The 22,849-nt window shown below is 72.0% G+C and carries 18 protein-coding genes and 1 tRNA gene; 11 read left to right on the top strand and 8 right to left on the bottom strand.

The window, feature by feature from the left end; genetic code table 11:
- Positions 1 to 13 precede the first annotated feature (13 nt).
- Positions 14 to 3,085 carry an NACHT domain-containing protein gene (locus ABT127_RS12330; RefSeq protein ID WP_351447720.1) on the bottom strand — a complete coding sequence of 1,024 codons (3,072 nt, stop codon included), beginning with the start codon at positions 3,083 to 3,085 and terminating at the stop codon, positions 14 to 16.
- Positions 3,086 to 3,238: 153 nt separating this feature from the next.
- Here ABT127_RS12330 and ABT127_RS12325 point away from each other — a divergent pair, with 153 nt between their 5' ends.
- The 4 genes from ABT127_RS12325 to ABT127_RS12310 all read left to right on the top strand — a co-directional run bounded on the left by ABT127_RS12325 (position 3,239) and on the right by ABT127_RS12310 (position 8,783).
- Positions 3,239 to 4,993, top strand: coding sequence for a sensor histidine kinase (locus ABT127_RS12325; RefSeq protein ID WP_351447717.1), 1,755 nt, complete (start codon positions 3,239 to 3,241; stop codon positions 4,991 to 4,993).
- On the top strand, positions 4,990 to 5,628 hold the full coding sequence (locus ABT127_RS12320) for a LuxR C-terminal-related transcriptional regulator (protein WP_351448217.1): 639 nt from the start codon (positions 4,990 to 4,992) through the stop codon (positions 5,626 to 5,628). The genes ABT127_RS12325 and ABT127_RS12320 overlap by 4 nt, the downstream gene beginning before the upstream one ends.
- Positions 5,629 to 5,929: 301 nt before the next feature.
- Positions 5,930 to 7,117, top strand: coding sequence for a thiolase family protein (locus ABT127_RS12315; RefSeq protein WP_351447714.1), 1,188 nt, complete (start codon positions 5,930 to 5,932; stop codon positions 7,115 to 7,117).
- A 151-nt stretch (positions 7,118 to 7,268) separates the two neighbouring features.
- Positions 7,269 to 8,783, top strand: coding sequence for a long-chain-fatty-acid--CoA ligase (locus tag ABT127_RS12310; protein ID WP_351447711.1), 1,515 nt, complete (start codon positions 7,269 to 7,271; stop codon positions 8,781 to 8,783).
- Between the two features lie 133 nt (positions 8,784 to 8,916).
- On the opposite strand, the gene argG is transcribed toward ABT127_RS12310, so the two are convergent.
- On the bottom strand, positions 8,917 to 10,344 hold the full coding sequence (gene argG, locus ABT127_RS12305) for an argininosuccinate synthase (RefSeq protein ID WP_351447708.1): 1,428 nt from the start codon (positions 10,342 to 10,344) through the stop codon (positions 8,917 to 8,919).
- A gap of 133 nt (positions 10,345 to 10,477) precedes the next feature.
- On the opposite strand from argG, the gene ABT127_RS12300 reads away from it, so the two are divergent.
- Positions 10,478 to 11,242: a sulfite exporter TauE/SafE family protein gene (locus tag ABT127_RS12300; protein ID WP_502971687.1), complete on the top strand. Its 765-nt coding sequence runs from the start codon at positions 10,478 to 10,480 to the stop codon at positions 11,240 to 11,242.
- A gap of 15 nt (positions 11,243 to 11,257) precedes the next feature.
- Here the strand turns inward: ABT127_RS12300 and ABT127_RS12295 are convergent, their stop codons facing one another.
- Together ABT127_RS12295 and ABT127_RS12290 are read right to left on the bottom strand one after the other, a co-directional pair.
- A complete protein-coding gene (locus ABT127_RS12295) occupies positions 11,258 to 13,333 on the bottom strand; it encodes an MDR family MFS transporter (RefSeq protein ID WP_351447703.1) in 2,076 nt (691 codons plus the stop codon).
- Positions 13,334 to 13,408: 75 nt separating this feature from the next.
- Positions 13,409 to 13,906 carry a DUF309 domain-containing protein gene (locus ABT127_RS12290; RefSeq protein WP_351447700.1) on the bottom strand — a complete coding sequence of 166 codons (498 nt, stop codon included), beginning with the start codon at positions 13,904 to 13,906 and terminating at the stop codon, positions 13,409 to 13,411.
- Between the two features lie 129 nt (positions 13,907 to 14,035).
- On the opposite strand from ABT127_RS12290, the gene ABT127_RS12285 reads away from it, so the two are divergent.
- From ABT127_RS12285 to ABT127_RS12275, 3 genes are all read left to right on the top strand, one after another.
- A tRNA-Pro gene (locus ABT127_RS12285) sits at positions 14,036 to 14,109 on the top strand.
- A 157-nt stretch (positions 14,110 to 14,266) separates the two neighbouring features.
- Positions 14,267 to 14,716: a universal stress protein gene (locus ABT127_RS12280; RefSeq protein ID WP_351447697.1), complete on the top strand. Its 450-nt coding sequence runs from the start codon at positions 14,267 to 14,269 to the stop codon at positions 14,714 to 14,716.
- Positions 14,713 to 15,810, top strand: a complete 1,098-nt coding sequence (locus ABT127_RS12275; RefSeq protein ID WP_502971686.1) for an adenylate/guanylate cyclase domain-containing protein — start codon at positions 14,713 to 14,715, stop codon at positions 15,808 to 15,810. Before ABT127_RS12280 ends, ABT127_RS12275 begins: the two co-directional genes overlap by 4 nt.
- Before the next feature lie 12 nt (positions 15,811 to 15,822).
- Here the strand turns inward: ABT127_RS12275 and ABT127_RS12270 are convergent, their stop codons facing one another.
- Positions 15,823 to 16,821, bottom strand: a complete 999-nt coding sequence (locus ABT127_RS12270; RefSeq protein WP_351447695.1) for an alpha/beta hydrolase — start codon at positions 16,819 to 16,821, stop codon at positions 15,823 to 15,825.
- 140 nt (positions 16,822 to 16,961) lie between these two features.
- Between ABT127_RS12270 and ABT127_RS12265 the strand changes: the two genes are divergently transcribed.
- Complete coding sequence (locus ABT127_RS12265) at positions 16,962 to 17,636, top strand: helix-turn-helix domain-containing protein (protein ID WP_351447692.1); 675 nt, start codon at positions 16,962 to 16,964, stop codon at positions 17,634 to 17,636.
- 11 nt (positions 17,637 to 17,647) lie between these two features.
- Entirely contained in the window at positions 17,648 to 18,484 is an 837-nt protein-coding gene (locus ABT127_RS12260; protein ID WP_351447689.1) for an undecaprenyl-diphosphate phosphatase, read from the top strand.
- An 8-nt stretch (positions 18,485 to 18,492) separates the two neighbouring features.
- Here the strand turns inward: ABT127_RS12260 and ABT127_RS12255 are convergent, their stop codons facing one another.
- The 3 genes from ABT127_RS12255 to ABT127_RS12245 all read right to left on the bottom strand — a co-directional run bounded on the left by ABT127_RS12255 (position 18,493) and on the right by ABT127_RS12245 (position 21,584).
- Positions 18,493 to 18,879 carry a cupin domain-containing protein gene (locus ABT127_RS12255; protein WP_351447687.1) on the bottom strand — a complete coding sequence of 129 codons (387 nt, stop codon included), beginning with the start codon at positions 18,877 to 18,879 and terminating at the stop codon, positions 18,493 to 18,495.
- Between the two features lie 280 nt (positions 18,880 to 19,159).
- Complete coding sequence (locus tag ABT127_RS12250) at positions 19,160 to 20,326, bottom strand: acyl-CoA dehydrogenase family protein (protein ID WP_351447684.1); 1,167 nt, start codon at positions 20,324 to 20,326, stop codon at positions 19,160 to 19,162.
- Positions 20,327 to 20,378: 52 nt separating this feature from the next.
- On the bottom strand, positions 20,379 to 21,584 hold the full coding sequence (locus tag ABT127_RS12245; RefSeq protein ID WP_351447681.1) for a CaiB/BaiF CoA transferase family protein: 1,206 nt from the start codon (positions 21,582 to 21,584) through the stop codon (positions 20,379 to 20,381).
- A gap of 253 nt (positions 21,585 to 21,837) precedes the next feature.
- On the opposite strand from ABT127_RS12245, the gene ABT127_RS12240 reads away from it, so the two are divergent.
- Positions 21,838 to 22,749, top strand: coding sequence for an arginase family protein (locus ABT127_RS12240; protein WP_351447678.1), 912 nt, complete (start codon positions 21,838 to 21,840; stop codon positions 22,747 to 22,749).
- Positions 22,750 to 22,849: the final 100 nt, after the last annotated feature.

Raw genomic sequence — 22,849 nt, 5'->3', positions numbered from 1 at the left:
GCAGAGCCGGGGATCAGGGGGTGTCGAAGCGCCCGGGGTAGTGGCGTCGCAGGACTCTCGTCAGAGGGGTCCCCTGGTCCGCGTCGTGGGCCACGGGGATGAGCAGTTCCGTGTAGGCGTCGAGCCCCTCGATCGTCTCGGCGGGCAGCCGTGTCCGGTCCCGTTCGCGCACGGTGAGAAGCACGTCGAGGAGCCGCGCCATGTGAGGAGTGTTCACCGGCACGAAACCGAGGCCGCGGTGCACGCGCGTGTAGAGATCGCTCAACTCCTCGTCGGGTATCGCCGTGACGTCCTCGAGGACCAGCCGCAGGAGACTGTGGGCGACAGATGTCGCGTGTTCCCCGGGCCGGGGCGTGAACGTGGTGACCGCGACACCCAGGTTGGCGAAGACCGGATCCATCGTGTGCCGGACGATCGAGTCCGTCGTGGTGGCCGCCACGGACACCTTGTGCCACATCTCGTCCCAGTAGGTGCGTTGCCAAGGCTGCCCGCCTGCCCCTTCGCGCGAGCCGAACAGCCAGTTGCCGTCCAGAGGTTGGGGGTGTTCCAACAGCTGGTCGCCCCGCAAGGTGATCTCCAGTGCACGCGTCCCGTCCTCACCCCAAAAGTGCCGCGTCGTGAAACTCAGGGCGAAGTCCGTCCACTGCTCCTCGTCCATCGCGGAGCGCCACAGCAGACAGTGCCGGCCCCACAGGTGCACGGCCGCCTGCGCGTCGGGGAACAACTCGGCCGCCGTCGTCCGCCCGCGCAGCACCAGGATCATCAGTACGAGATTCGACTCGTACAGACCGTGCCGGGCCGACGTACGCAGATCGCTCGGCCGGTAGGCGGGGTGCTCCTCCGCCGTGCGGGTCCGGTGCTGCCCGCGCAGCACCTTGATCAGCTGCCGGGCGAGCCGGTCCCGCTCGGGCTCCGGGATCCGCCCGGCTAACTCCCTCAGAAATCGCAGCATCTGACGTGACGCCAGCGGCGCGTAGGAGAGCAGCGCGTACGCCAGGTCGTCGTCGATCCGGCTCTCGCCCAGCGACAGGCCGGGGCGCCGCGCCAGCAGGTCCGTGAGCAGCCGGACCGCGAGGCGGACCGCCAGATACTCGCCGAACGTCGCATGCAGGAACTCGTACGTCGACAGGACCTGGCCGCCGCGGACCGACTGGGAGCGCTGCACGAAGAAGAACCGGCCGAGCGCGATCTCGGCCGCTCCGAGCGGCGCGCGGAAATCGGCGGACGCGGCGGCGGCGTGCCTGCCGAGCAGCGCGGTGAGGTCCTCGTCGAGCTCGGCGGCCGACACCCACTGGCGACGCCGGTTGAGCAGGGCGAAGGCGACGAGGGACAGCCGGGTCAGCTCACGCTCGACCCGCTCCTCGGTCTCCGGATCGGGCACCGCGTCCCGGGTCGACTTCCCCACCTCGCGGCGCGCGAACGAGGACAGCAGCTCCTCGTACAGCTCGGTGACCGCGAGCGGCGCCCCGTCCCGGTTCAGGCCGCCCTCCGTGGCGTCGTAGAGGGCCAGCATCGTCAACAGCAGCGGCTGCGAAGCCAGTTCGGCGTGCTGGGCGACCGCGTCCCAGGTCAGCGGGGCGAGGATGTGCGCGTTGGCGTCGTTCCAGAGGGACAGCCAGCGCTGGATCTGCGCGGGACGGAACGGCTCAAGGCGCAGCGCCACCAGCCCCTCCGGATAGCGGGCCCGGTCCGCGACCGTGGTCCGGCTGGTGACCACGGCCAGGACGGGCCGGCCCTGGTCCGCCTCGCGCTGCTGGAAACGGGCGACCCGGACCAGGAAGTCGGTGTGGTGCACGCCCGTGGTCTGGAGCAGTTCGTCGAAACCGTCGAGGAGCAGCACCGGCGTCGAACCGCCCGCGGACCTCACCAGCTCGGGCCACGTGGTGCGCTCGCCGGTCGTGGACCGCACCGCCTGCTCGATCTGGTCCTGGAGTTCGTCCTCGGCGCGGACGTCCCGCAGAGGGACCCGGACCGGCAGGAACCCGGCCTCCGACAGCCGCGCGGCGAGCACCCGGGTGAGCACGGACTTGCCCGCACCCGGCTGCCCCAGGACGAGAAGCGGGGCGAGAGCGAGGGACGGGGCGGTGAGCGCGCCCGCGAGGTACCGCGTCAGGTCGTGGCGCACCTCGAACCGCTGCCACCAGGACTCGTCGGCCGGCCCCGACTGCCCCTGCGGCTCCGCCACCCGGAAGTCGGGGTCGAGATACATCTCCCGCAGCGAGGGGACGCGGATGCCCTCGGGCGCCGTGGTCGCGTCGAGGACCGGACGTCCCAGGGTCGCGGTGTGGGCCCGGTTCAGCGCCGCCGCCACGTCGACGGGCGGGGCGAGATACGCGGCGGTGGCGGACAGCAGCGTCCGCACGCCGTCAAGAGCGCGACGGACCTCGGCCCGGGTCGCCTGATGCTCGTTCTGGGTGACCCAGAAATTGAACTCGGGAGCGGCGAGGGCAAGTTGGGCGTACAGAGCGGAGTATCTCTCCACCGCGTCCTCGACCAGCGTGCTGTCCAGTGCCGTCAGAGCCTCGAACTGACCCTGGTCCCGCAGTCGTTCCCATACCCGCAGCCCGGTCAGGAAGCGCCGGAACCGCTCGGACACCGTCGTGTAGAACGACCTCAGCTCGACCGCCAGGGCCTCCGGCGGATGATGCGGCGCGGGGAACAGGACGTCCGCGGACAGCAGTTCACGCACCAGGTCGTCGCCCGCGACCTCCTGGGCGCCGACCAGCCGCAGCTGCTCTCCCCGGGTCAGCTCCACGTCGTCCAGGGAGAACGGCAGCCGCGCCTCGTCCAGCGCCTCGCACCACGCCACCACCACGATCACCGTGTGCGCCGCCCGCAGCACCTCGGTCCGCTCGGCCCGTCGCCCGGCGCGCCCGAGCCGGTCGGCGACCCCGTGCACCGCGTCGCGCCCCGCCCCGATGATCCGGCCGCGCCCCGACACCATCCCGAGCAGCGTCCCGCTCGCGCCGCCGGTCGCCAGATTGAGCGCACCGCCAACTGCCCTGTCCAGGGCGGCGATCCGCGCCGAATCCACTCCCAGCAGCGCCAGGGCGTCCGCGAACGACAGCACACTGCGCGACCCCACCACAACCCCCGTTGTCCAGCCCGGCGCGACGGCCGGATCCGTTCTCGTACTGTAGAGAGAGCGCGCCGCGTCGCGGGCGGCATTGTTCCGGAAGATGCAGTACGTAGCCCACCTGTTTACGCTCCGTGGCCCCTATGGCTTACGGTGTGGCGCGTGGACAGTCAGGGTGAGCGCAGGCTGCTGCTGCGCCTGACCGGGGCCGCGGCCCTCGCCGTCGTATCGGCGGCGGCCGGAACATGGGCGTACGGCCGCAGCGGCGCGTCCGCATCGGATCTCGTGCGCGACCTCGCGGTCGGCGGCGCCTATGTGATCGCAGGACTCGTCGCCTGGCGGCGCAGGCCCGCCAACCACACCGGCCCGCTGATGACGGCCGAGGGCATCACCTGGTTCTTCGGCAACCTCCAGGGCACCTCCGTGCCCGTCCTGTTCAGCTTCGGCGCCTGGTGGGAGGCGCTGAACATGGCGGTGCTGCTGCACCTCGTGCTGTCCTTCCCCGAAGGCCGCCTCACCACGGTCCTCACCCGCCGCCTCGTCCAGGGCGCGTACGCACTCGTCGCCGTCGGCGGTCTGATCCGCACGCTCCTCTTCGACCCGGCGCTCAACACCGGCGCGACCTACCTGGACTGCCGCGACTGCGGCCCGAACCTCATCGCCGTCCCCGCCTGGAACGGCGCCTTCGACACCTTCGACGCCGCCTACCACGCGGCGGGCTGGGCGATCTCCGCCGTCGCCGCCGTCGCCATCGTGCTGCGCTGGCGGCACGCGTCGGCGGCCCGCCGCCGTGCCCTGCTGCCCGCCTGGGTGGGCATCGGCGTCGCCGTCGTCTTCCTGATGTGGGACATGCTGTTCTACGTCGTGCCGTGGTTCGGCGAGGTCGGCTCCCTCGCGGAGCAGGCCGTCTACCTGCTGTCGGACCTCGCCCAGGTCGCCGTCCCCTTCGCCTTCCTCGCCGGCCTCCTCCGGATGCACCTCCAGCGCGCCGAGGTCAGCGGCCTGGTCATCGACGTCGGCACCGACCCCGACCCGGCCCGGGTGCGCGACGCCCTCGTCCGTGTCCTCGGCGACGCGACGCTGCGGCTCGGCCTGTGGCGCGAGGAGAAAGGGGCCTACGTCGACGGGTCCGGCCGCGAGGTCGGCACCGACGGACCCGGACGCACCCCGGTGCGCGCCGCCGACGGCCGCCCCCTCGCCCTGCTCCACCACGACCCGGCCCTCTCGGACGACCCGGAACTGCTCGAATCCGTCGCCGCCGCGCTCCGCCTGGCCCTGGAGAACGTCTGGCTGCGCACCCGCGCCAGGGACGTCGCCAGCCGGATCGTGCAGGCCGCCGACGCCGAGCGCGGGCGTCTGGAGCGCGACCTGCACGACGGGGCCCAGGCCCGCCTGGTCTTCGCCCTCATGTCGGTGCGGCGGGTGCGGCGCGGCCTGGCCGACCACCCCGACGCGACCCTGCGCGCCGCGGCCGACGAGGCCGAGTCGAGCCTGCGCCTGGCCATCGAGGAACTGCGCGGCCTCGCCCAGGGCATCCACCCCGCCGTCCTCACCCGCGAGGGACTGGCCCCGGCCCTGAACGCCCTCGCGAAGGAGGCCGCGCTGCCCGTCGTCGTCGCCGCCGAACCGCGCCGTTACGCCTCGCTCGTCGAGACCACCGCCTACTTCACCGTCTGCGAGGCCCTGTCGAACGCGGCCAAGCACGCGGGCGCCCGCGCCGTCAGCGTGTCGGCCCGGCGGGAGGGCGACCTGCTCGTCGTAGAAACCGTCGACGACGGCGTCGGAGGCGTCGACACCGCGCACGGCACCGGCCTGCGCGGCCTCGCCGACCGGCTCGCCGCCGTCGACGGCGTCCTGCACATCGACAGCCCCGCAGGCGGCGGGACCCGGATCAGGGCGGAGCTGCCGTGCGCGTGATCGTGGCCGAGGACTCGGCGCTCCTGCGGCAGGGCATCGTACGGCTCCTCACCGACGAGGGGATCGAGGTCGCCGCGGCCTGCGGCGACACCGGACCCCTGCTCGCGCTCGTCGCCGAGCACACCCCCGACGCCGTGCTCCTCGACATCCGGATGCCGCCCACGCACACCGACGAGGGGCTGCTCGCCGCGGCCGCGATCCGCGCCGCCCACCCCGGCACCGGCGTGCTCCTGCTCTCCCAGTACGTGGAGACCACGTCGACGGTCCAGGCGCTGGCCCGGAATCCGGAGGGCTTCGGCTATCTGCTGAAGGAACGGGTCGCCGACATCGACGAGCTGAGCGGCGCCCTCAAGCGGGTCGCGGCGGGGGAGACCGTCCTGGACCCGCTGGTCGTGAGCCGGCTGATGGAGGCGCCCCGGCTGCCGGGGCCGCTCGACGACCTCACCGGCCGCGAGCGCGACGTGCTGGCGCTGATGGCGGAGGGCCGCTCGAACGAGGCCATCGCGCAGAAGCTGGTCATCGGCGGCAAGACGGTGGAGACGCACGTCCGCAACATCTTCGGCAAGCTGCGCCTCGAACCCGACCTGCTGGAGCACCGCCGGGTCATGGCGGTGCTCACCTATCTGCGCGGCTGATCCTCGCGGCGTCGCTCAAGAGATCCCGGCTGCCCGCTCCGGAGACGACGCCCGTTCCCCCGTGTCCCCCGTGCTCCCCCGTACGTCGTCCGCGGAGCGGTGCCGGACCTCCACAGTAGGCAGCCGTGCGGCGGGGGACATCAGGGCCAGCCCTGAGATGTGGAACCCCACTTACCTCTTTGATCACGGCATGCCCCCGTTTGGTCACCCGGGACCCCTTCACAGTCGCCTCGGCGCAGGTCTATAGTCCAAAACTAGCAGTGCTAATTAACCGCGTTCCGGCTGTTCCATGGAGTTGACTGTGCGCCCCGTACACTTCGCCGCCGCCCGCCGCACCCCGATCGGGAAGCTCCGTGGCGCGCTGTCCTCCGTACGGCCCGACGACCTCGCGGCGACGGTCGTCCGGGCGCTCATCGACGACGCGCCCGCGCTCGACCCGGCCCGCATCGACGACATCTACTGGGGCGCGGCGAACCAGGCCGGCGAGGACAACCGGAACGTCGCACGGATGGCCGCCCTGCTCGCGGGCCTGCCCGAGTCGGTGCCCGGCGCCACCGTGAACCGCCTGTGCGCCTCGGGCATGGAGGCCGTCACCACCGCCGCCCGCACCATCGCCGCCGGTGAGGCCGAGGTGGTGCTCGCGGGCGGCTCCGAGTCGATGAGCCGCGCCCCGTTCGTGCTGCCCCGGCCCGACGAGGCGCTGCCGCACCAGATGCAGACGTACGACACCCGGCTCGGCTGGCGCCTGACCAACCCCGGGATGCGGGACCTGCACGGCGTCCTCGCGATGGGGGAGACCGCCGAGGAGGTCGCCGACCGGCACGGCATCTCGCGCGAGCGCCAGGACGCGTTCGCGCTCCGCAGTCATCAGAAGGCGGCCGCCGCCCGCAAGGACGGCCTGTTCGACGCCGAGATCCTGCCCGTCACCCGCCCCGACGGGGTGGTCGTCGACGCCGACGAGTGCATCCGCCCCGATACGTCGCTGGAGAAGCTCGGCGGCCTCAAGCCCGTGTTCCGCAAGGGCGGTTCGGTGACGGCGGGCAACGCGTCGCCGATGAACGACGGCGCCGCCGGACTGCTCCTGGTCAGCGAGGAGGCCCTGGAGGAGTTCGGGCTCGTCTCGCTCGGCCGCTATGTCGCCGGCGCCTCGGCAGGCGTCCACCCCGACGTCATGGGCGTCGGCCCGGTGCCCGCCACGCAGAAGGCGCTGAACCGCGTCGGCTGGTCGATCGCCGACATCGAGGAGGCCGAGTTCAACGAGGCCTTCGCCGCCCAGGCCCTCGCCTGCGTCGACGGCCTCGGCATCGATCCCGAACTGGTCAACCCCACCGGAGGGGCCATCGCCCTCGGCCACCCGCTCGGCTGCTCCGGCGCCCGCATCCTCACCACGCTCCTGCACCGCCTGCGCCGCACCGGCGCGGCCCGCGGCCTCGCCACCATGTGCGTCGGCGTCGGCCAGGGCAGCGCCGTCCTCGTCGAGCGCGGCTGAACGCCCGTACCACGTAAGGAAGTCGAGCACACATGAGCAGGTTCACCGGACGCGTCGCCGTCACCGGAGCCGCCCGCTAGCCGGATCACCGGCCCAACGACCTGGTTCACCGCAGCACCAGAGTTCAGTACGGAACGGAGCACCACCCGTCATGGCAACCCTCTCCCTCGCCGCGATCCTCGCCGAGAACGCCCGCCGCCGCCCCGCCAAGGTCGGACTCGTCGAGGGCGGACTCCGCCTCACCTTCGAGGAGTTGTGGCTCCAGGCCCGCAAGCAGGCCGCAGCCCTCACCGGCCTCGGCGTCCGCCCGGGGGACCGGGTCGCCCTGATGGCACCCAACACCGCCGAGTTCCCGCGCGCCTACTACGCGGCGCTCGCGGCCGGCGCGGTCGTCGTCCCCGTCCACCTGCTGCTCTCCGCCGGAGAGGTCGAGCACGTCCTGAAGGACAGCGGCGCGACGCTGCTCCTGTGCCACCCGGCGCAGGCGGCGGTCGGCGCGGCGGCCGCGGAGGCGACCGGCGTCCGCATGCTGACGCTGGGCGCGGACGGCGAGCTGGAGCGACTGACCTCCGCCGCACAGCCGTTGGGCACGTACGTCACCCGCGAGGCCGACGACGCGGCCGTCATCTTCTACACCAGCGGTACCACCGGCGTCCCCAAGGGCGCCGAGCTGAGCCACTTCAACCTGGTCATGAACGCCACGGTCTCCGCCTTCGACGCCCACAACGTCGCCCCGGACGACATCGCGCTCGGCGCGCTGCCGCTGTTCCACGCCTTCGGCCAGACCGTGTCGATGAACGCGACCTGGCGTGCGGGCGCGACCCTCGTCCTGCTGCCGCGCTTCGACGCGGCACGCGCCATCGACCTGATGGTGACGGAGAACGTGAACACGTTCCACGGCGTCCCCACGATGTTCGTGAACCTGCTCGCGGCGGCGCCCGCCGCGGACAAGCTCCCCGACCTGAAGATCTGCGTCTCGGGCGGCGCCTCGCTCCCGGTGGCGGTCCTCGAAGGCTTCGAGAAGGCGTTCGGCGCCACCATCTTCGAGGGCTACGGCCTGTCGGAGACGTCCCCCGCGGCCGCGGCCAACCAGCCCGTCTTCGGCGCGCGCCCCGGCACGATCGGCCACCCCCTGTGGGGCGTCGACGTGGAGATCGCCCGCGCGGAGGTGGAGGACCGGGTGGAGCTGCTGGCCGCCGGCGAGCTCGGCGAGGTCGTCGTCCGCGGCCACTGCGTCTTCACCGGCTACCTGGGCCGCCCCGAGGCCACCGCGGAAGCCCTGGTCGACGGATGGTTCCGCACCGGAGACCTCGGCACCAAGGACGCCGACGGCTATCTGCGCATCGTCGACCGCAAGAAGGACATCATCATCCGCGGCGGCTACAACGTGTACCCGCGCGAGGTCGAGGAGGTCCTGATGCGCCACCCCGGCATCGGCCACGCCGCCGTGATCGGCCTGCCCGACGACGTCCACGGCGAGGAGATCTGCGCCGTGATCGTCCCCAAGCCGGGCGAGACCCTGGACGCCGCAGCCGTCACCGACTGGTCCAAGTCCCACCTCGGCAAGCACAAGTACCCCCGCCGCATCGAGTTCACGGACCAGCTCCCCCTGGGCCCGAGCATGAAGATCCTGAAGCGCGAACTCCGCTCGACGTACGGCAAGTAGAGCCCCGTAAGGGGCGCGGGGAACGGCGCGAGAACCCCCACGCACCCGCACCCGACAACGCAGCGCACAAAAGAGGACCGGCCCGACGCCTCCCAGCGCCGACCCGGTCCTCCCTGCTGAACCGACGGAGTCGTCAGTCGGTGCCGAACTCCATCGCGGCCCGGTCCAGAGCCTCGTCCTCCCCGGACACCTCACCGCGGGAGGCGATGGCCTGGGCCCCGCCCTCCGGCAGCGCCCCGATGAGCCCGGCGCCGAGCGCCGAGTCGCCGGAACCGAGCAGCCCGAGGCCCGCGTACTGCTCCAGCTTGGCGCGCGAGTCGGCGATGTCCAGGTTGCGCATGGTGAGCTGGCCGATCCGGTCGACAGGACCGAACGCCGAGTCCTCGGTGCGCTCCATGGAGAGCTTGTCCGGGTGGTAGCTGAACGCCGGGCCCGTCGTGTCGAGGATCGAGTAGTCCTCGCCGCGCCGCAGCCGCAGCGTGACCTCACCGGTGACCGCGGCGCCGACCCAGCGCTGCAGCGACTCGCGGATCATCAGGGCCTGCGGGTCCAGCCAGCGGCCCTCGTACATCAGACGGCCCAGACGACGGCCCTCGATGTGGTACTGCGCGAGGGTGTCCTCGTTGTGGATGGCGTTCACGAGCCGCTCGTAGGCGGCGTGCAGCAGCGCCATGCCCGGAGCCTCGTAGATGCCGCGGCTCTTGGCCTCGATGATCCGGTTCTCGATCTGGTCGGACATGCCCAGGCCGTGGCGGCCGCCGATGGCGTTGGCCTCCATCACCAGATCGACGGCGGAGGCGAAGTCCTTGCCGTTGATCGTGACCGGGCGGCCCTGCTCGAAGCCGATGGTGACGTCCTCGGTGGGGATCTCCACCGACGGGTCCCAGAACTTCACGCCCATGATCGGCTCGACGGTCTCGACGCCCGTGTTGAGGTGCTCCAGGACCTTGGCCTCGTGGGTGGCGCCCCAGATGTTGGCGTCGGTGGAGTACGCCTTCTCGGCGGAGTCCCGGTAGGGCAGCCCGTGCTCGACGAGCCACTCCGACATCTCCTGGCGGCCGCCCAGCTCGGTCACGAAGTCCGCGTCGAGCCACGGCTTGTAGATCCGCAGGTTCGGGTTGGCGAGCAGGCCGTAGCGGTAGAACCGCTCGATGTCGTTGCCCTTGAAGGTGGAGCCGTCGCCCCAGATCTGCACGTTGTCCTCGAGCATCGCCCGCACCAGGAGCGTGCCGGTGACCGCGCGGCCCAGCGGCGTCGTGTTGAAGTACGCGCGACCGCCCGAGCGGATGTGGAACGCACCGCAGGTCAGCGCGGCCAGGCCCTCCTCGACCAGCGCCTCGCGGCAGTCGACCAGGCGGGCGATCTCGGCGCCGTAGGCCTGGGCGCGACCGGGCACCGAGTCGATGTCGGGCTCGTCGTACTGGCCGATGTTCGCGGTGTAGGTGCACGGGACGGCGCCCTTGTCGCGCATCCACGCGACCGCGACGGAGGTGTCGAGGCCGCCCGAGAAGGCGATGCCGACGCGCTCGCCGGCGGGAAGGGAAGTGAGGACCTTGGACATAGGAAGAGTATGCATCACCACTCATGGTTATGCAAAGCCTCGCCGGGTCTCCGTCTGCGTCGAACGTGTGTAGTGCGAAAGTGTCCCGGGGTGCGCGGCAGGCGGGGACCCCGTACGGGCGGAGATGGAGCACATGCACGAGATGTTCGGCGTCACCCCGTGGGGGTTCGCGGCGCTGGCCGCCGCGGCCCTCCTGGTGGGCTTCTCCAAGACCGCCGTCAGCGGGGCCAACACCGTCAGCCTCGCCGTGTTCGCCGCGATCCTGCCCGCCCGTGCCTCCACCGGCGTGCTGCTGCCGATCCTCATCTTCGGCGACGTCCTCGCCGTGCTGACCTACCGCCGGCACGCCCACTGGCCGACCCTGTGGCGCCTCTTCCCGGCCGTGGCGGGCGGCGTGGTGGTCGGCACCGCCTTCCTCGCGTTCGCCGGTGACGGACTCGTCCGCGGCTCCATCGGCGTCATCCTGCTCGTGATGGCCGGCGTCACCGTCTGGCGGCGCCGCCGGACCGAGGCGCCCGGGGCGGAGCGGAACCCGACCCGCGCGGCCCGCGTCAAGGCGGGCTCGTACGGGGTGCTCGGCGGCTTCACCACGATGGTCGCCAACGCGGGCGGCCCGGTGATGTCGATGTACCTGCTCTCCGCCGGGTTCAAGAAGCTGGGCTTCCTCGGCACCTCCGCGTGGTTCTTCCTCATCGTGAACTCCGCGAAGGTGCCCTTCAGCGTGGGCCTGGGCCTCATCGACGGCCGCTCGCTGCTCCTTGACGCGGCGCTCGTCGCCTTCGTCGTACCGGGTGCGCTCATCGGCAAGGTGGCCGTGAACCGCATCAACCAGCGGCTCTTCGAACAGCTGGTGATCGCGGCGACCGTGCTCGGCGGTCTGCAACTGCTCCTGCGCTGAACGTGCCGGGCCGGGTCAGGAGGCCGCCGCGGAACGGTCGGCCGTCGGCTGGTGCGGCAGCCCCTGCGCGAGATCCTCGGCGAGCAGCCGCTTGGCGATCGAGTCGACCGCGGCGCGCAGGTCCGCGCCCGGCGGGCGCCCGAGGTCGGCCTCGACCTGCTTGCCCAGCCACTCGCCCCAGGCCCGGTTGAGCACATCGGCCTCCCGCCGTCCCGCGGCGGTGTGCGAGAAGTACGACCCCGTACGCGTCAGATAGCCCTCGTCGACCATCCGCTGGAACACCGGCACCAGCACCTCGGGCGGCACCCTGCGCCGCGCCGCGATCATTCCGAGGGAGGCGTGTCCGACCATCCGCGTATAGAACTCCACCTGCATCACGGCCCACGACCCGGCGATGTCCAGACGGCTGTCGGAGGAGTCGAGGATCCGCCGCGCGGTCTGCAGGTCCGAGGACTTCACGATGTTGCCCACGGCCCGCTCCAGCAGGTGGGACGGATCACCGGTCGACGGCTGGGCGAAGCCCTCGCCCATGTCCGTCGAACCGGCCCGCGCGGTGTCGCGCAGCTGCACCTGCTTGAGGAAGAGCGCCACCACGAACCCGACGACCGCCACCGGCACCGTCCAGAGGAACACCGTGTGCAGGGAGTCCGCGTACGCCTGCGCGATGGGCTCGCGCGCCCCGGCCGGCAGCGCGTGCAGCCCCTCCGGGCTCTGCGCGGCCTTGGCGAGCGCCGCCGGATCGATGCCGGTACCGGCCCGCGCCGCCTGCTCGACGCCGTCGGACAGGTTCGGCTTGAGGGTGTTGGCGTAGATCGTGCCGAACACCGCGGTCCCGAAGGAGCTGCCGAGCGTACGGAAGAAGGTCACCCCGGACGTGGCCGTGCCCAGATCCGCGTACTCGACGGTGTTCTGCACGGCGATGGTGAGCACCTGCATGGACAGCCCGATCCCGAGACCGAGCACGAACATGTAGAGCGACTCCATCCAGGCCGAGGACGACGGTCCCATCAGGGACAGGAGGTACAGGCCGAAGCCCATGACGAGCGAGCCGATGATCGGGAAGATCCGGTACTTGCCGGTCTTGCTGACGACGTTGCCGGAGAAGATCGACGCGATCAGCAGACCGATCACCATCGGCAGCGTGCGCACGCCGGAGATCGTGGCCGAGTCCCCGTCCACGTACTGCAGATACGTCGGCAGGAACGTCAGCGCGCCCAGCATCGCGAAGCCCACGATGAAGCTCAGGATGGAGCAGACCGTGAAGACCGGGTTCGCGAACAGCCGCATCGGCAGCATCGGTTCGGACGCCCGGGTCTCCGCCCAGCAGAACAGGCCGAGCGCCAGGAGGCCGCCCGCGAACAGGCCGATGATGACGCCCGAGCCCCACGCGTACTCGTTGCCGCCCCAACTCGTCGCCAGGATCAGGGCGCTCGCCCCGACCGCGACCAGTGCGATGCCGAGATAGTCGATGACCGGCCGCGCCGCCGACTTCACCACCGGGATGGTGCGGGCCGCCGCGATGACCACCACGATCGCGATCGGTACGTTCACGTAGAACGCCCAGCGCCAGGTCAGATGGTCCGTGAACAGACCGCCGAGCAGGGGGCCGATGACCGTCGACACGCCGAACACGGCACCGATCGCGCCCTGGTACTTGCCGCGCTCGCGCAGCGGGATGACGTCCGCGATCAGCGCCATCGCCGTGACCATGAGGCCGCCGGCGCCGATGCCCTGCATCGCCCGCCAGGTGATGAGCAGCGACATGTTCGTGGCGAGGCCGCACAGGAACGAGCCCGTGATGAAGACGATCGCGGACACCTGGAAGACGACCTTGCGGCCGAACAGGTCACCGAACTTGCCGACCAGGACCGTGGCGACCGTCTCCGCGAGGAGATAGGAGGTGACCACCCACGACATGTGCGCCGCGCCGCCCAGATCCGAGACGATCGTCGGCAGGGCCGTGCCGACGATCGTCTGGTCCAGCGCCGCGAGCAGCATGCCGAGCATGATCGTCACGAAGACGACGTTCCGGCGACGCTTGTCCAGTACCGGTGGGGCCGGGGTGGCGGCTTCAGCCGTGGTGGTGGTCACTCTGGCAGAGTCACATCGGCGTGTCGGGGCCGCATGCGGGTGGGGGCCGGACCGGTGACGGACCGCTCCGCGGGGCTACCGGCCCCCGACGAGCCGGGGCGCGCAGGACGCCGCGTCCACCGGACGCCCCTCCCGCGCCACCCGGTCGGCCAGGGACCGGGCCCAGAACACGACCCCGGGCACGTCCAGCCGGGCCGGCGCGTCCCCCGGCCAGGCGTCCACCGCGTCCGCGCCCCTGCGCAGCAGCCGGGCCCCGCCCGTCGCGTTGCCCCGCGCCGCGTGCGTCAGCCCCACGGCCGCCTGGGCGAGCCCGCGCCACAGCTCGCGCTGCTCCCGGGGCGCCGCCTTCCACGCGTCCTCGAAGACCTCGTGCGCATGGAAGGGCCGCCCGGCGTCGAGCAGCGCCTGTGCCTCGGCGACGGTCTCCTCGGCCGTGCGCACCACACCCTCCGGCTGCCGGGCGACACCCGGGGACCTGTAAGGGAGCGGCCGCCCCAGCCCATCACGGGGCCGCGCGTTACGCGCGCGGCCCTCGTCGTCGCGGTCCCGGCCCGCACTGCGATCGGTGCTCATGCCCCGATTCTCGCCCACCGGGCCCAGAGCCCGCGGAACCGGTTTCAAACCACCCGTGAGCTTGGGGTAATGTTCTTCCTGTCGCCGCCGGAAGGGCCCGGAAACAGCGGGTCGGAAGGCGATCGACATCGGGACGTGGCGCAGCTTGGTAGCGCACTTGACTGGGGGTCAAGGGGTCGCAGGTTCAAATCCTGTCGTCCCGACTGGAGACAGTCGCAGTTCAGGGCCGGTTTCGGAGAAATCCGAGACCGGCCCTGACGTCGTTCTGGGGGCGATGCGGGCGGTCGGCCCCTTGCCTCTCCGTTGATCCTCGCTCTATTTTACTCCCAAGTAAGTTTACTTGGGAGTAAGGAGCTTGCTGTGGGGGCCTACCGTACGGTCATGGTCGGAACGGACGGCTCGGAGTCGTCCTATGCGGCGGTCGAGGGGGCGGCCGGGCTGGCTGCCGTCTGTGGGGCGGAACTTCTCGTCGTCTGCGCGTACTTGCCCATGCAGGGCACCGAACTCGCGCGCGCCCAGGATCAGTTGGGGGCGGAGGGGTATCAGGTGGTCGGCTCGGCGCCCGCCGAGGACACCCTGCGTACGGCGCGGGAGCGCGCCCGGGCGCACGGCGCGGAGGACGTGCGGTCCCTCGCCGTGGAGGGGGAGCCCGTCGCCGCCCTCGTGCGGACCGCCCAGGAGAACGCCGTGGACCTTCTGGTGGTCGGCAACAAGGGGCTGCGCTCGCTCGCGGGGCGTCTCCTCGGCTCCGTACCCGCCGACATCGCCCGCAAGGCCGGCCTCGACGTGCTGATCGTGCACACCACGTGAGCGCGGACCGGCCCGCGTCCGGCGAACCGGTGTCGCCGGACGGCGCCGAGGCGCTGCGGCGGACCATCGAGGACGTACTGCTCGGCGGCGGCCGCCACTGGACGCGGCACGACATCGGTGAGCGGACGGGGGTGGGCCCGGAGCGCACCGCGCAGATCTGGCGGGCGCTCGGCTTCCCGCTGGTCGAGGACGACGTGCGGGCGTTCACCGACGGTGACGTCGACGCGCTGCGGGCGGGGGAGCGGCTGATCGCGGCGGGGATCATCACCGAGGAGAGCGAGGCGCTGATGGCCCGCGCCCTCGGCCACCACCTCTCCCGGCTCGCCGAATGGCAGGTCCACACGCTGTGGGCGTGGCTGAACCGGGGCCGCGAGACGCCGCTGACGCAGACGGAACTGGCGAGCAAGGCCGCGGTCCTGCTCGCCGAGATGGAACTCCTCCAACAGCACGTCTGGAGGCGGCACTTCGCGGCGTACACCGGACAGGTCATCGCGACCGCGCAGGCGGACGCGGCGCGGAAGGAGACGCCAGGAGCCGTCCCGCCGCCCGACGGGACGGTCCCGCCGGGGGAGGGACTGCACGTACAGGACCTGGCCGTCGGGTTCACCGACATGGTCGGCTACACGCGGATGACGCGCGGCCTCGACAGCACCGAACTCGTCAAGGTCCTCGACCGGTTCGAGAGCCTGACCGGGGACGTGGTCGCCGAGGGCAGGGGCCGGGTGGTGAAGACCATCGGCGACGAGGTGCTCTTCGTGTGCGAGTCGGCGTCCACGGCGGCGGACATCGCCCTGGAGCTCACGGCCCGTGCGGAAGGGGAGAAACGCCTCCCGCACGTACGCACCGGACTGGCCCACGGACCCGTCATCGGCCGGTTCGGCGACGTCTACGGAGCCGCGGTCAACATAGCGGCCCGCCTGACCGCGGTGGCCCGCCCCGACACGGTCCTCGTGAACACCGCACTGGCCGGGGAGCTGTCCGGCCAGGACGCGTACGAACTGAAGGTCCTCCGCCCGGTCTCGGTACGCGGTTACCACCGCCTCCGCCCGGTACTGCTCCGCCCGGCGGCCGCTTCGCGCGGCCGGAGTCGCTGACGGCGGGGGAGTTCAGGCCCGGAGGGTGGCGAGCCAGTCGACCAGCAGGCGGTTGACCTCCGCGGGGCGTTCCTGCTGGACCCAGTGGCCGCAGTCCTCCAGGAGGTGGGAGGCCGACAGGGCGGGGAGGGCGGTGGGGAAGGCGTCGATGGCGTCGGACATCCAGGTCGTGGAGGCGTCGAGGGTCCCGCCGATGAACAGGGACGGCTGCTCGACCGGGGCTCCCCGGTACGGGGCGAGGTCCTCCCAGTCGCGGTCCATGGCGCGGTAGCGGTTGAGCGCGCCGGTCATGCCGGTGCGCTCGAACTCCCCGGCGTAGAAGTCGAGATCGGCCTCGGTCAGCCAGGACGGGAGGGTCCCGGCCGAGGGGAAGCGGTCGCGCAACCGGCCACCGCGCCGGGTCACGAAGTGCGGGTCGGGCTCGTCCCGGGCGGGCATGGTGTCGGCGGACAGCGCCGCGTAGAAACCGGCGAGCCAGCCGCGGACGTCGGGCTCGATCTCTGCCTCGGCGCGGCCGGGCTCCTGGAAGTAGGAGACGTAGAACTCCTGCTCGGGGCCGCCGATCCGGCTGAAGACGTCGGTCGGGCGGGGACCGCCGGGCGGCGCGTAGGGGACGCTCAGCAGGCCGACCGCGCGGAAGACCTCGGGATGGAGCAGTGCCGAGGTCGCGGCGATGGTGGAGCCCCAGTCGTGGCCGACGACCACCGCCGTCTCCTCGCCCAGGGCGCGGACGACGGTGACGTTGTCCGCCACCAGGTCGAGCATCCGGTAGGCGTCGGTCCCCGCGGGCCCGGAGGAACGGCCGTAGCCGCGTACGTCGACGGCCACCGCCCGGTACCCGGCCGCGGCGAGGGCCGGGAGCTGGCGGCGCCAGGAGTACCAGGACTCGGGGAAGCCGTGCACCAGCAGGACCAGCGGGCCCGCGCCCTGCTCGACCAGGTGCAGGCGCCCGGCCGGGGCTTCGACGATGCGGTGGCTGAGGCGGAGGGCGGGGGACGGCTCGGACTGCATGGGCTGCTCCTCGATGCACGGACGACGCGGCTACCCGTCGATCATGCGGCGCGGCGCCGGCCTCACGCGATCTCCGTTGACATTCTGGCAAAATCGCAGGACAGGGCGGTGGAGCGGCACGGTCGGAAGGAGCGGGCACGGTGGCGGTCGACGATGTGCACGACACCTTGGCGGCGATGGGGACCCGGCTGCGGGCCGCCCGCGAGCAGCGCGGCGTCACCCTCACCGACGTCAGCCGTGCGACCGGTGTCGCGGTGAGCACGCTGTCGCGGATCGAGACCGGCCGGCGCAGGCCCACCCTGGAGACGGTGCTGCGGCTGGCGAAGGAGTACGGCACCTCCCTGGACGAACTGGCCGGGACCGCACCCGCCCCCGAGCCGCGCCCGCCGAGGCCGCTGAGCTTCGGCGACGACAAGGCGGTGCTGCCGCTCACGCGGTACGTGGGCGGTCTGCACGCCCACAAGCACGTCCTGCCCGCCGTCGAAGGATCCCCCGCGCGGCCCCGGCAGGTCTCCCACGAGGGTCACGAGTGGCTGTGCGTCCTGTACGGGCGGCTGCGGATCGCGCTCGGCGACCGGACCCTCGTCCTGACCGCCGGGGACATCGTCGAGTTCGACACCCGCACCCCGCACGGCGTGGCGAACGCCGGCCCCGGCGGGCCGGTCGAGTACCTGGTCATGTTCGGCCCCCAGGGCGAGCGCCCACGGGTGCGCACCCCGCGATTCTTCCCTGATTCCTACCCGACGGACCCGGCCGCTGCGCGAGGATCTACCGGTGAAGCCCCGCCGGGCACCGCACCCGACGTCTCCCCCTAAGGACGGCTGAATTGAGCACCATCGGAATCGGTCAGGCCGTTGTTCTCGGAGTGGTCGAGGGTGTGACCGAGTTCCTGCCCGTGTCCTCCACCGGCCATCTGAAGATCGCCGAAGGGCTGATGGACATCCCGGTGGACGACAAGGCCGTCGTCGCCTTCACGGCCGTCATCCAGGTCGGTGCCATCGCCGCCGTCCTCGTCTACTTCTTCCGCGACATCCTGCGCTTCGTCACCGCCTGGGGACGCGGACTGGCCGACCCCTCCCAGCGCACGAGCCACGACTACAAGTTCACCTGGTGGGTCATCTACGCCACCATCCCCATCGTCGTCGTCGGCCTCGCCGCGAAGCCCCTCATCGAAGGGCCGCTGGCCTCGCTGTGGGTCGTGGCGGGCTCGCTGATCGTCGGCAGCGGCGTGATGTGGGCCGCCGACCGGATGGGCAGCCACCGGCGCGGCGAGGAGGACACCACCTTCAAGGACGCGATGCTGGTCGGCTGCTCGCAGATTCTCGCCCTGCTCTTCCCCGGCTTCTCCCGCTCCGGCGCGACCATGTCGACGGCGCTGATGCTCGACCTGGACCGGGTCGCCGCCACCCGGCTCTCCTTCTTCCTCGGCCTGCCGGCCCTGACCGGCGCGGGCCTGTACGAACTGAAGGACGCGGTGGGCGGCGGAGTGGACGCCGCGCCACTGATCGTCGGCACCCTGGTGTCCTTCGTCGTCGCCTACGCGTCCATCGCCTGGCTCCTCAAGTTCGTGGCCAAGCACTCCTTCAACGCGTTCGTCATCTACCGGATCGTGGTCGGCGCCCTGGTGTTCGCGCTGCTCGGCGCGGGGGTGCTCAACGCCTGACCGGGCGGCTACGCCACGTCCTCGCCCGCCGTGTCCGGCACCGCGTACCCGGGCACGGAGGGCCACCGCACGGTCAGCACCACCGACTCCTCCTCCGCGAACCACGAGTGGTCGACTCCGTGCCCCCACACGACGTAGTCACCCTGTTCCTCCAACAGGACACTGCGGCCCGGGAGTTCGACGCGGAAGCGGCCGCTGACGAGGACCAGGAGAGCGGTGCGCTCCTCACCCCGTACCCATTGGGCCCGCTCGTCGCCGGGAGGGTGGACGCCCCACTTGATCTCCACGTCCTCGCTGTGGCGCGGATCCCCGGCGTCCTTGAAGTGACCGAGGATCCATCCCCGGTCCAGTGCCGCGTCCTTGCCCGCATTGCCCACGTACACGCTGTCGCTCACGAGCCCGGACGCTAGCAGCTCCTCCTCGAGGCGCCGTCGAACCGTCCGGGACACGCCCGCCGCCGTTCTCCGCGAACGGCGGCGAAGCGGCCGAGCCACTGCACGGGGTCCCGGCGCAACGGCTCCGCAGACGATGGTCGTGTACGGGGAAGCCGGACGCAGGTTCTTCACAGGGGCCGCCGCGCTCAGTGGCTGACGGCCTCGCTCTGCGGACAGCGCGCGGGTCCCGGCGCCGACCGTCCCGGTGTGGCGGGCGGCGCCGTGGTCGCCGACGTGCCGGTCACGCGTCGAGTCCACCCCGCTTCACCAACTGGGTCGCGATCACGTTCCGCTGGATCTCGTTCGTGCCTTCTCCGACGATCATCAGCGGGGCGTCCCGGAAGTAGCGCTCGACGTCGAACTCCGTGGAGTAGCCGTAACCCCCGTGGATCCGGACGGCGTTGAGCGCGATCTGCATCGCCGTCTCGGAGGCGAACAGCTTCGCCATCCCGGCCTCCATGTCCACGCGCCGGCCGGCGTCGTACTCGCGGGCGGCGTGCAGCGTCAGCTGGCGGGCGGCCATGAGCGACGTGGCCATGTCCGCCAGATAATTGCCGATCGACTGATGCTTCCAGATCGGCCTGCCGAACGACTCGCGCTGCTGCGCGTAGGCGAGGGAGTCCTCCAGGGCGGCCCGCCCGACGCCCAGGGCGCGCGAGGCCACCTGGATGCGCCCGGTCTCCAGGCCCTTCATCATCTGGGCGAAGCCCTTGCCCTCCACGCCGCCGAGGACGGCGTCGGCCGGGACCCGGTGGTCCTCGAACGACAGCTCGCAGCTCTCGACACCCTTGTACCCCAGCTTGGGCAGATCGCGGGAGACCGTCAGCCCCGGGCCGTGTTCGACCAGGAGGATCGAGATGCCCCGGTGCGCGGGGATCGCCTCCGGATCCGTCTTGCACAGCAGCGCGATCAACCGCGAGCGCCGGGAGTTGGTGATCCAGGTCTTCGCCCCGTTCACGACGTAGCCGTCGGCGTCCCTGCGCGCCACCGTCCGCATCGCCTGGAGGTCGGAGCCGCCGCCCGGCTCGGTCAGCGCCATCGTGGCGCGCACCTCGCCGGTGGCCATCCGGGGCAGCCGGCGCTCCTTCTGCTCCTCGGTGCCGAACATCAGCAGCAGTTTGGCGACGACCGTGTGACCGCCCATCGCGCCGGCCAGGCTCATCCAGCCGCGCGCCAGCTCCTCGGTGACCAGGACGTAGCACGGCATGGAGACGGGGGTGCCGCCGTACTCCTCGGGGACGGCGAGACCGAAGATGCCGAGTTCCTTCATCCGCTCGATGAGGGCTTCGGGGTAGGCGTCGGCGTGGTCGAGCTCCTGGGCGACCGGCTTCACCTCCTTGTTCACGAAGTCGTGCACGGTCTTCACGACGAACCGTTCGTCGGACGACAGGGCGTCCAGGGTGCTCACGGGAACCTCCTCGGTCGTTTCGCGTGGTGCCCGGATGTGGGGTGACGCGGTGTCAGACGACGCCGTCCGCCCGCAGACGGGCGATCTCGGCGGGCGTGCGGCCCTGGGCGGTCAGGATGCGTTCGGTGTGCGCGCCCAGCGCGGGCACCGGTTCCATCCGGGCGTCGAGGCCGGCCAGGTCCGCCGGCGGACGCAGGGCCTGCACGACGCCGCCGGGAGTGGCGACGTCCACCCAGCGTTCCCGGCCCGCGAGAACCGGGTGACCGAGGAACTCGGCGACGTCGTTCACACCCGAGTTGGCGATGCCCGCCTCGTCCAGCGCCTTGGCCACGTCGTCGCTTCCGGAGCGGCTGAACCGCGCGGCCACGATCGCGTTCAGTTCCTCCCGGTGGGCCACCCGGTCCGAGCCGGTGGCGAACCTCGGGTCGGTGGTCAACTCCGGTCGCTGCAGGAAGTGTGCGCACAGCGCGGCCCACTCGCGCTCGTTCTGGATGGAGAAGAGCACCTGCTTGCCGTCGGCCGCGGTGTAGGCGCCGTACGGGGCGATGGTGGCGTGCTGCGTGCCGATGCGCGGCGGCTGCGTGCCCCCGTACCGGGTGTAGTACGCGGGCTGGCTCATCCACTCCGCGAGCGCCTCGAAGAGGGACACCTCCACGGAGCGCGCCACCCCCGTGGTGGCCCGGGTGAACAGGGCGGTCAGGATGCCGGTGTAGGCGTACATGCCCGCGGCGATGTCGGCGACCGACACCCCGACCCGGGCGGTGCCGTCGGGTGTGCCGGTCAGCGAGACGAGGCCGGTCTGGCACTGCACCAGCAGGTCGTACGCCTTGCGGTCGGCCCACGGCCCCGACGTGCCCCAGCCCGAGACCGTGCAGGCGATCAGCGACGGATGGCGCTCGGCCAGGGTCCGCGGATCGAGACCGAGCCGGGCGGCCGCGCCGGGGCCGAGGTTCTGGACGAAGACGTCCGCGCCGGACAGGAGTTCGTCGAGGATCGCCCGCCCCTCGGCGGACTTCACGTCCAGCGTCAGGGACTCCTTGGACCGGTTGAGCCACACGAAGTAGCTGGACTCGCCGCCCACCGTCGTGTCGTAGCGCCGGGCGAAGTCGCCGCCGTCCGGGCGCTCGATCTTGATCACGCGGGCCCCCAGATCGGCCAGCTGACGGGTGGCGAACGGCGCCGCCACGGCCTGCTCGACGCTGACGACGGTGATGCCGTCGAGCGGCAACGCGGCGGCGCGGTCGGTCGTTTCGGTCATGCGAGGGCCTCCAGATCGGTGCGGCGGACGGCTCGGCCGGACGGCCCGGTCCCCGGACGTGCTGCCCACGGTCCCCCCATCCGTACCGTCGGGGCGGCGGTCCGTATCGGCGCTGACATCATGTGCTTCCAGGACGGTGCGCGTGCAAGAACGGTTCGTGATGCCGCTGGGCCCGGCCGGGCCGTGATCTGTCGTCGGCCCGACGTGCCCACTACCATCGGCCCCGCACACCCGAGTCGACTGGGGGCGGGCCATGACCGCGGAATTCGCGCTGCTGGGTGTGCCGTCCTGCGCGGGGACGCACGGGCCGGGCCAGGAGAAGGCCCCGGCGGCACTGCGCTCCGCCGGCCTCGTGGACCGGCTGCGGGCGGCCGGCGTGAAGATCACGGACCACGGCGACCTCCCCGTCGTGCCGTTCAGGACCGACCCCGAGCGCCGGGACCGGCAGAACCTGCCGCGGGTGGTCGAGGTGGCCCGCTCGGTGGCCGACCGGGTCGGGGCGATCCTCGACTCCGGCGCGACTCCGCTGGTGGTGGGCGGCGACTGCACGATTACGCTGGGCGTGCTCGCCGCCCACGTCGCCCGCCGTCCCGACACGGGACTGCTCTACTTCGACGGGGACCTCGACCTGTCGGTGCCCGACACCAGCCGCTCCGGGATCCTCGACACCATGGTGCTGTCCCATCTGCTGGGCGACGGCGCGCCGGAGCTGCGGGACCTGGGGCCGCGCACCCCACTGATGCCGGCCTCGGCGATCGCGGCGTTCGGCTACGAGCCGGCGGAGCTGGGCCCCGCGGGACGGGAGCGGCTCGCCGCGTTCGGGCTGCGGGCCCGGTCCTGCACCGAGATCACCGCGCCGGGCGTCGATCCGGTCGCCGAGGCGCGCGCGTGCCGGCAGGAGCTCGCGTCCGGGTGCGACCGGTTCGTCCTGCACTTCGACGTCGACGTGATCGACTCGGTGGACTTCCCGCTCGCCGACTTCCCGCACTTCAACGAAGGCCTGCCGGTCGGGGTGGCCTTCGACTGCCTCGCGGAGTTCGCCTCCGCCCCATCGCTGGCGACCCTGGTCGTCACCGAGGTCAACCCGCACCGCGACCCCGACGGGACACTGGTGGACGCGCTGGTCGGCGCCCTGGTGCGGGCGCTCGCTCCGCGTCCGGTGTGACGTAGTAGGGCCTGACCGGTTCGCCGCCCCCACGCCATGAGGCGATGCCGCTGCGCAGGTCGGGCGGGGCGCAAACCTCACCCGGCCGCGATCATCGGAT

It is taken from the genome of Streptomyces sp. NPDC001904 (assembly GCF_040297005.1).
GTDB lineage: Bacteria > Actinomycetota > Actinomycetes > Streptomycetales > Streptomycetaceae > Streptomyces.
Note: the sequence above shows the minus strand (reverse complement) of the source record. Positions and strands in the feature narration are given on the sequence as shown.

What these genes read in the sequence shown, in the direction of transcription:
- argG (WP_351447708.1), bottom strand. Translation starts at nt 10,344, where the DNA reads ATGTCCAAGGTCCTCACTTCCCTTCCCGCCGGCGAGCGCGTCGGCATC.
- ABT127_RS12245 (WP_351447681.1), bottom strand. Translation starts at nt 21,584, where the DNA reads ATGACCGAAACGACCGACCGCGCCGCCGCGTTGCCGCTCGACGGCATC.
- ABT127_RS12300 (WP_502971687.1), top strand. Translation starts at nt 10,478, where the DNA reads ATGCACGAGATGTTCGGCGTCACCCCGTGGGGGTTCGCGGCGCTGGCC.
- ABT127_RS12310 (WP_351447711.1), top strand. Translation starts at nt 7,269, where the DNA reads ATGGCAACCCTCTCCCTCGCCGCGATCCTCGCCGAGAACGCCCGCCGC.
- ABT127_RS12270 (WP_351447695.1), bottom strand. Translation starts at nt 16,821, where the DNA reads ATGCAGTCCGAGCCGTCCCCCGCCCTCCGCCTCAGCCACCGCATCGTC.
- ABT127_RS12240 (WP_351447678.1), top strand. Translation starts at nt 21,838, where the DNA reads ATGACCGCGGAATTCGCGCTGCTGGGTGTGCCGTCCTGCGCGGGGACG.
- ABT127_RS12290 (WP_351447700.1), bottom strand. Translation starts at nt 13,906, where the DNA reads ATGAGCACCGATCGCAGTGCGGGCCGGGACCGCGACGACGAGGGCCGC.